Below are 7,239 nucleotides of genomic sequence, written 5' to 3'. Positions count from 1 at the left end.
CAATCGACGGGCAAACGAACGGAAGAACACAACCATGAAGATGGTGAAATCGATCGCCGCAGGTCTGACCGCCGCGGCTGCAATCGGCGCCGCTGCGGCCGGTGTGACTGCGATCATGGCTGGCGGCCCGGTCGTATACCAGATGCAGCCGGTCGTCTTCGGCGCGCCACTGCCGTTGGACCCGGCATCCGCCCCTGACGTCCCGACCGCCGCCCAGTTGACCAGCCTGCTCAACAGCCTCGCCGATCCCAACGTGTCGTTTGCGAACAAGGGCAGTCTGGTCGAGGGCGGCATCGGGGGCACCGAGGCGCGCATCGCCGACCACAAGCTGAAGAAGGCCGCCGAGCACGGGGATCTGCCGCTGTCGTTCAGCGTGACGAACATCCAGCCGGCGGCCGCCGGTTCGGCCACCGCCGACGTTTCCGTCTCGGGTCCGAAGCTCTCGTCGCCGGTCACGCAGAACGTCACGTTCGTGAATCAAGGCGGCTGGATGCTGTCACGCGCATCGGCGATGGAGTTGCTGCAGGCCGCAGGGAACTGATTGGCGGGCCGGCTTCAGCCCGCTGTTCAGCTACGCCGCCCGCCTGGTGACGCGTCCATGTCGAACACTCGCGCGTGTAGCACGGTGCGGTTGCGCAGGGCCGCACGCACCGCCCGGTGCAAGCCGTCCTCGAGATAGGTGGTGCCTCGCCACTTCACCGCGTGGGGGAAAAGGTCACCGTAAAACGTGGAGTCCTCTGACAGCAGGCGGTCCAGCGCGAGCACCGTAGTCGTGGTGACCAACTCGTCGAGCCGGATCTGTTGCGGCGGTATCTGAGACCAGTCCCTATAGGACAGTCCATGCTCGGGATACGGCTTGCCTTCCCGCACCCCTTTGAAGATCATTGGCGGATCTTCCCTACCGAGTGGCTGAAGCCCGACGAGATCATGCTGGACACGTTAGTCGGGGCACACGCCCCCTGACCATCGGCAGACGCCTGCTAGATGACGGTCAGTGGCCGCCGAGAACGTAAAATGAAGCCGGTCAGGCAGCGTAAGAAGTGAGGTGAGCAGTCGATGGGAAGCGCCGACGAGCGTCGCTTTGAGGTGCTGCGTGCCATCGTCGCCGACTTCGTTGCAACCCAGGAACCGATCGGCTCCAAATCCCTGGTGGAACGCCATAATCTGGGAGTCTCGTCGGCCACAGTCCGCAATGACATGGCGGTGCTGGAAGCCGAAGGCTATATCACTCAGCCACACACCAGTTCCGGACGGGTGCCCACGGAGAAGGGCTACCGCGAGTTCGTCGACCGGCTCGAGGACGTCAAACCCCTATCGTCGGCCGAGCGCCGGGCGATCCAGAGCTTCCTTGAATCCGGTGTCGATCTCGACGACGTGCTGCGCCGTGCCGTGCGATTGCTGGCGCAGCTGACCCGCCAGGTGGCCGTCGTGCAGTACCCGACGTTGTCAACGTCGACCGTTCGCCACTTGGAGGTGATCGCGCTGACACCGGCCCGGCTGCTGATGGTGGTCATCACCGACTCCGGCCGGGTGGATCAGCGCATCGTCGAACTCGGCGATGTCATCGACGATCACCAGCTAGCCCAGCTGCGTGAAATACTCGGCCAGGCGCTGGAAGGCAAGAAGCTTTCAGCGGCTTCGGTGGCGGTCGCCGACCTCGCCAGCCAGCTGGGCGGCGCCGGCGGATTGGGCGACGCCGTGGGCCGCGCGGCGACCGTATTGCTGGAGTCGCTAGTGGAGCACACCGAGGAACGCCTTTTGCTGGGCGGTACCGCCAACCTAACCCGCAACGCTGCGGACTTCGGTGGTTCACTGCGGTCAATATTGGAAGCACTTGAGGAGCAGGTGGTGGTGTTGCGGCTGCTGGCGGCTCAGCAGGAAGCCGGCAAAGTGACGGTTCGCATAGGTCATGAGACGGCGTCTGAGCAGATGGTGGGCACCTCGATGGTGTCGACGGCCTACGGTACCGCCCATACCGTCTACGGCGGTATGGGTGTGGTGGGCCCCACCCGGATGGACTATCCGGGAACTATCGCCAGCGTCGCTGCGGTTGCTCTTTATATCGGCGACGTCCTGGGTGCTCGATGAACGCGCACCTGCTGCAGGGTTTGTGGATAGCCGCTTGAGAAGCGGCATAAAGACGCGGCATAGGAGAATCAAGCGTGGCACGCGATTATTACGGGCTGCTCGGCGTGAGCAAGAACGCCAGCGACGCGGACATCAAACGCGCCTACCGCAAGCTGGCGCGCGAGCTGCATCCCGACGTCAACCCGGACGAGGCTGCGCAGGCGAAATTCAAAGAAATCAGCGTCGCCTACGAGGTGCTCAGTGACCCGGACAAACGTCGCATCGTCGACCTGGGCGGGGATCCGCTGGAGAGCGCCGCTGCGGGCGGCAATGGGTTCGGTGGCTTCGGCGGCCTCGGCGACGTGTTCGAGGCGTTCTTTGGCGGGGGTTTCGGTGGGGGCGCGGCGTCCCGAGGGCCGATCGGCCGGGTCCGGCCGGGTTCGGACTCGCTGCTACGAATGCGGCTGGATCTCGAAGAGTGCGCAACAGGTGTCACCAAGCAGGTCACCGTCGATACCGCGGTGTTGTGCGACCGGTGCCAGGGCAAGGGCACCAACGGCGATTCGGTTCCGATACCCTGCGACACCTGCGGTGGCCGCGGGGAGGTGCAGACCGTGCAGCGATCGCTGTTGGGTCAGATGTTGACGTCGCGGCCGTGTCCCACCTGCCGCGGCGTCGGGGTGGTTATCCCCGACCCGTGCCAGCAATGCATGGGCGATGGCCGGATCCGGGCCCGTCGGGAGATCAGCGTCAAGATCCCGGCCGGTGTCGGCGACGGGATGCGAGTTCGGCTCGCCGCTCAGGGCGAGGTCGGGCCCGGGGGAGGGCCGGCGGGTGACCTCTACGTCGAGGTCCATGAGCAGGCGCACGACGTCTTTGTCCGCGAAGGTGACCATCTGCATTGCACGGTTTCGGTGCCCATGGTCGACGCGGCGCTGGGTGTTACGGTCACGGTGGACGCCATCCTGGACGGCCTGAGCGAGATCACCATTCCACCCGGCACGCAGCCAGGTTCGGTGATCACGCTGCGCGGTCGAGGAATGCCGCACCTGCGTTCCAACACGCGTGGCGACCTGCACGTTCACGTGGAGGTGGTGGTCCCGACCCGGCTGGATCACCAGGACATCGAACTGCTGCGCGAGCTGAAGGGTCGCCGCGACCGCGAGGTGGCCGAGGTCCGTTCGACCCACGCCGCCGCCGGCGGACTGTTCAGCCGGTTGCGCGAGACCTTCACCGGGCGCTAATCACGGCCCGCACATGGTGGCGATGTTGTTTTACGTCGACACACTGCCCGACACCGGTGCGGTGGCGGTCGTAGACGGCGACGAAGGTTTTCACGCCGCCACCGTGCGGCGGATCCGTCCCGGCGAGCAGTTGGTGCTTGGTGACGGTGTCGGTGGCCTGGCCCGCTGTGTGGTGGAGCAGGCCGGACGTGGCGGGCTGCGGGCCCGGGTGCTTAGGCGCTGGAGCGTCCCGCCCGTGCGGCCACCGGTGACCGTGGTGCAGGCGCTGCCCAAATCCGAACGCTCCGAATTGGCAATCGAGCTGGCCACCGAAGCCGGAGCCGACGCGTTCCTGGCATGGCAGGCGGCGCGCTGCGTGGCGAACTGGGACGGGGCGCGTGTCGACAAGGGTTTGCGTCGGTGGCGAGCGGTGGTCCGCTCGGCGGCCCGGCAATCTCGTCGGGCGCGCATCCCGCCGGTCGACGGCGTGTTGTCGACGCCAATGCTTGTACAGCGTGTCCGAGAAGAGGTGGCCGCCGGCGCGGCGGTGCTGGTCCTGCACGAGGAGGCGACCGAGCGGATTGTGGATATCGCTGCGGCGCAAGCTGGTTCGTTGATGCTCGTGGTTGGACCTGAGGGTGGGATCGCACCGGACGAGCTTGCCGCGCTGACCGATGCCGGCGCCGTCGCGGTCCGGCTGGGCCCGACGGTGCTGCGGACATCGACCGCGGCCGCGGTGGCATTGGGTGCTGTCGGTGTGCTCACATCTCGTTGGGATGCATCAGCGAGCGACTGTGAATACTGCGACGTGACACGCCGGTAGCCGGTCGTCAGAATCCCACTCGCCGGCTTGGCCGGGCGCACCCGAGCCGCCGGCCCCGCCGTTGCCCGGTCCCGGGCGCCCCAGCGGCCCCATCACCATCAACGGGCGACCCAGCCAAAGAGCGCCACGACGTCCGCCGACACCTCATCGGCGCCGGCGCCCAGCACGCTGGTGGTCTGTCTCGCCGCCGCCGCGGTGTCGGGCGCACCGATCGACGACCCGATGCGCGCCACATCCGGTACCGCCGTCACCACCAACTCCGGGGCCACGCTGACCAACGACATCGAGACCTCCTGAATGCTAAATGTCGACGACTCGGCAGGCGCACGGCCCGCTGCCGCCGCGGTGGGTAACCGTTCATCCCAATAATCCCGAACGCGCCACACCGGCTAAACGTCCACCACGGCTGAAGGAGTAAACCTCACCAACATTCCCCAGAACGTGGTGCACAACGCACCTAGGCAACTAGTCTCATCTCGTGGTATTGCCCAAACCCACACCGCGCGGACGTGAACTCATCCGCCAAGCAGCAAAAGTCGCCCTGCACCCCACCCCGGAATGGCTCGACGAACTCGACCGCGCCACCCTCGCCGCCCACCCATCCATCGCCGCCGACCCCGCCCTAGCAACAGTGGTCAGCCGCGCCAACCGCTCCCACCTGATCCACTTCGCCACCGCCAACCTGCGCAAACCCGGCCAACCCGTACCGGCAAACCTCGGCCCCGACCCGCTACGCATGGCCCGCGACCTGGTGCGCCGCGGACTAGACGCCTCAGCGCTCGACGTCTACCGCGTCGGACAAAACGTCGCCTGGCAACGATGGACCGAAATCGCGTTCGGACTCACCACCGACCCCCAAGAACTGCACGAACTGCTCACCCTGCCGTTTCGCTCGGCCTCCGAATTCATCGACGCCACCCTGGCCGGCCTGGCCGCACAAATGCAGCTCGAATACGACGAACTGACCCGCGACGTCCACGCCGAACACCGCCGCATCGTCGAACTGATCCTCGACGGCGCCCCCATCAGCCGCCAAAGCGCCGAAGCCAAACTGGGCTACCCCCTAGACCGATCCCACACCGCCGCCATCATCTGGTATGACGATCCCGACGACAACCAAAACCACCTCGACCACACCGCACGCGCGTTCGGCCGCGCACTGGGATGCCCACAGCCCCTGATCGCGGTCGCCAGCGCGGCCACCCGCTGGGTATGGGTCAGCGACGCGGCAACCCTCGACACCGACCGAATCCACCAGGTGCTCGACCACGCACCACATGCCCGCATCGCGGTCGGGACCACCGCACGAGGAATCGACGGGTTTCGGCGCAGCCACCGCGACGCCCTGGCCACCCAACGCATGCTGGCCCGGCTTCGATCCCAACAGCGCCTGGCTTTCTTCGCCGACATCCACATGATCGCGGTACTCACCGAAAACCCGGACAGCGCAGCCGATTTCATCACCAGCACCCTCGGGGACCTCGAATCGGCCAGCCCTCAACTGCTCACCACCGTATTGACCTACATCAACGAACAATGCAACGCCTCCCGCGCCGCGCACGTACTACACACCCACCGCAACACCCTGCTACGCCGACTCGAAACCGCCCAACGACTCCTACCCCGACCCCTCGACCACACGATCATCCAGGTCGCCGTGGCCATCAGCGCCCTCCAATGGCGCGGCAGTCAGACCAGCGACCCCGTGGAAACCCCCGTCGAAGGGATTACTAGCCCGCCACCCGAATCATTGGGGCGCCGACGCTCACGGCTGGCCCAGCTTGAGCGGTGATCGTCGGCTTGGCGGACCGGCATGGGCACGGTCGGGATGTTGCCGCGCACCGGCAGGCACAGCTGGCAGGCCCGAGAGTGGCTGCCGTTCGTCGGCATCGAACGGGCGGACACAGACAGGCCTCATCGCGGATAAAGGTGAGCGCGCACGGGCTCGGCGTTGTGCGTTGTGCTCCGACGCCGTCCCTGACCGGCGTTAGAATGAAACTTCAACACTCGTCAGTTCGACAGGTTCCAGTCGATAGGCCAGAAAGCAGGCATCAGAAGCCAGGTGACGTCCCGCGAGACCCGCGCTGCTGACGCGGCTGGAGCCCGGCAAGCCGACGCTCAAGTTCGCAGCAGCATCGACGTTCCGCCTGACCTCGTCGTGGGCTTACTCGGTTCGGCCGACGAAAATCTGCGTGCCCTCGAACGCACGCTGAGTGCCGACCTGCACGTGCGCGGCAACGCGGTGACCCTCTGCGGTGAGCCGGCGGATGTCGCGCTAGCCGAACGGGTGATCTCCGAACTGATTGCGATCGTGGCCAGCGGCCAGTCGCTGACCCCAGAGGTAGTGCGCCACAGCGTTGCCATGCTGGTCGGCACAGGCAACGAGTCACCGGCCGAAGTGCTCACTCTAGACATTTTGTCGCGTCGGGGGAAGACGATCCGGCCCAAGACGCTCAACCAGAAACGCTACGTGGACGCGATCGACGCCAACACCATCGTCTTCGGAATCGGCCCGGCCGGCACCGGAAAGACCTATCTTGCGATGGCCAAAGCGGTCCACGCGCTGCAGACCAAGCAGGTGACCCGCATAATCTTGACCCGACCCGCGGTGGAAGCCGGTGAACGCCTTGGATTTCTGCCGGGCACGCTGAGCGAAAAGATCGATCCGTACCTACGACCGCTCTATGACGCGCTGTACGACATGATGGACCCCGAGCTGATCCCGAAGCTGATGTCCGCTGGAGTCATCGAGGTGGCACCGCTGGCGTACATGCGGGGTAGAACCCTGAATGACGCGTTCATCGTCCTGGACGAGGCGCAGAACACCACGGCCGAGCAGATGAAGATGTTCCTCACCCGCCTGGGCTTCGGATCCAAGGTCGTGGTCACCGGAGATGTCACCCAGATCGACCTGCCGGGCGGCGCCCGGTCGGGTCTGCGGGCGGCGGTCGACATCCTCGAAGACATCGACGACATCCATATCGCGGAGCTGACCAGCGTGGATGTGGTACGCCACCGTCTGGTCTCGGAGATCGTGGACGCTTATGCGCGGTACGAGGAGCCCGGGTCGGGGCTGAATCGGGCGGCTCGGCGGGCGTCCGGCGCCCGCGGTCGCCGATGATGGGT

The 7,239-nt window shown here is 66.1% G+C and carries 8 protein-coding genes and 1 pseudogene; 7 read left to right on the top strand and 2 right to left on the bottom strand.

Annotated elements, in window-relative coordinates:
- Window positions 1–34: 34 nt before the first annotated feature.
- Window positions 35–541, top strand: a complete 507-nt coding sequence (locus tag MCAN_RS12625) for a Low molecular weight antigen MTB12 (protein WP_014001242.1) — start codon at window positions 35–37, stop codon at window positions 539–541.
- 26 nt (window positions 542–567) lie between these two features.
- Here the strand turns inward: MCAN_RS12625 and MCAN_RS12620 are convergent, their stop codons facing one another.
- Window positions 568–885: a type II toxin-antitoxin system VapB family antitoxin gene (locus MCAN_RS12620; protein ID WP_003412258.1), complete on the bottom strand. Its 318-nt coding sequence runs from the start codon at window positions 883–885 to the stop codon at window positions 568–570.
- 171 nt (window positions 886–1,056) lie between these two features.
- Here MCAN_RS12620 and hrcA point away from each other — a divergent pair, with 171 nt between their 5' ends.
- The 3 genes from hrcA (at window position 1,057) to MCAN_RS12605 (ending at window position 4,113) form a co-directional block, all read left to right on the top strand.
- Complete coding sequence (gene hrcA, locus MCAN_RS12615) at window positions 1,057–2,088, top strand: heat-inducible transcriptional repressor HrcA (protein WP_003412252.1); 1,032 nt, start codon at window positions 1,057–1,059, stop codon at window positions 2,086–2,088.
- Between the two features lie 74 nt (window positions 2,089–2,162).
- Window positions 2,163–3,311, top strand: a complete 1,149-nt coding sequence (gene dnaJ, locus MCAN_RS12610) for a molecular chaperone DnaJ (protein ID WP_003899294.1) — start codon at window positions 2,163–2,165, stop codon at window positions 3,309–3,311.
- 13 nt (window positions 3,312–3,324) lie between these two features.
- Entirely contained in the window at window positions 3,325–4,113 is a 789-nt protein-coding gene (locus tag MCAN_RS12605; protein ID WP_014001241.1) for a 16S rRNA (uracil(1498)-N(3))-methyltransferase, read from the top strand.
- Between the two features lie 101 nt (window positions 4,114–4,214).
- On the opposite strand, the pseudogene MCAN_RS23625 reads toward MCAN_RS12605, so the two are convergent.
- Window positions 4,215–4,397, bottom strand: a pseudogene (locus tag MCAN_RS23625) (PE family protein); the annotation flags it as partial.
- A 194-nt stretch (window positions 4,398–4,591) separates the two neighbouring features.
- On the opposite strand from MCAN_RS23625, the gene MCAN_RS12595 reads away from it, so the two are divergent.
- Genes MCAN_RS12595 through MCAN_RS12590 form a run of 3 tightly spaced genes read left to right on the top strand, consistent with a single transcriptional unit; the run spans window position 4,592 to window position 7,234 of the window.
- Window positions 4,592–5,905 carry an Rv1453 family transcriptional regulator gene (locus MCAN_RS12595; RefSeq protein ID WP_003899293.1) on the top strand — a complete coding sequence of 438 codons (1,314 nt, stop codon included), beginning with the start codon at window positions 4,592–4,594 and terminating at the stop codon, window positions 5,903–5,905.
- Window positions 5,902–6,204, top strand: coding sequence for a hypothetical protein (locus MCAN_RS21600; RefSeq protein ID WP_003902257.1), 303 nt, complete (start codon window positions 5,902–5,904; stop codon window positions 6,202–6,204). The genes MCAN_RS12595 and MCAN_RS21600 overlap by 4 nt, the downstream gene beginning before the upstream one ends.
- Window positions 6,176–7,234, top strand: coding sequence for a PhoH family protein (locus tag MCAN_RS12590; RefSeq protein WP_003412235.1), 1,059 nt, complete (start codon window positions 6,176–6,178; stop codon window positions 7,232–7,234). Before MCAN_RS21600 ends, MCAN_RS12590 begins: the two co-directional genes overlap by 29 nt.
- Window positions 7,235–7,239: the final 5 nt, after the last annotated feature.

This window comes from Mycobacterium canetti CIPT 140010059 (assembly GCF_000253375.1).
Classification (GTDB): Bacteria; Actinomycetota; Actinomycetes; order Mycobacteriales; family Mycobacteriaceae; genus Mycobacterium; species Mycobacterium tuberculosis.
This window is presented reverse-complemented; position numbering and strand designations above follow the sequence as displayed.

Bases quoted from the DNA above. Each gene is read 5' to 3' on its own strand.
- MCAN_RS12625 (WP_014001242.1), top strand. From the start codon at position 35: ATGAAGATGGTGAAATCGATCGCCGCAGGTCTGACCGCCGCGGCTGCA.
- MCAN_RS12620 (WP_003412258.1), bottom strand. From the start codon at position 885: ATGATCTTCAAAGGGGTGCGGGAAGGCAAGCCGTATCCCGAGCATGGA.
- hrcA (WP_003412252.1), top strand. From the start codon at position 1,057: ATGGGAAGCGCCGACGAGCGTCGCTTTGAGGTGCTGCGTGCCATCGTC.
- MCAN_RS12605 (WP_014001241.1), top strand. From the start codon at position 3,325: ATGGTGGCGATGTTGTTTTACGTCGACACACTGCCCGACACCGGTGCG.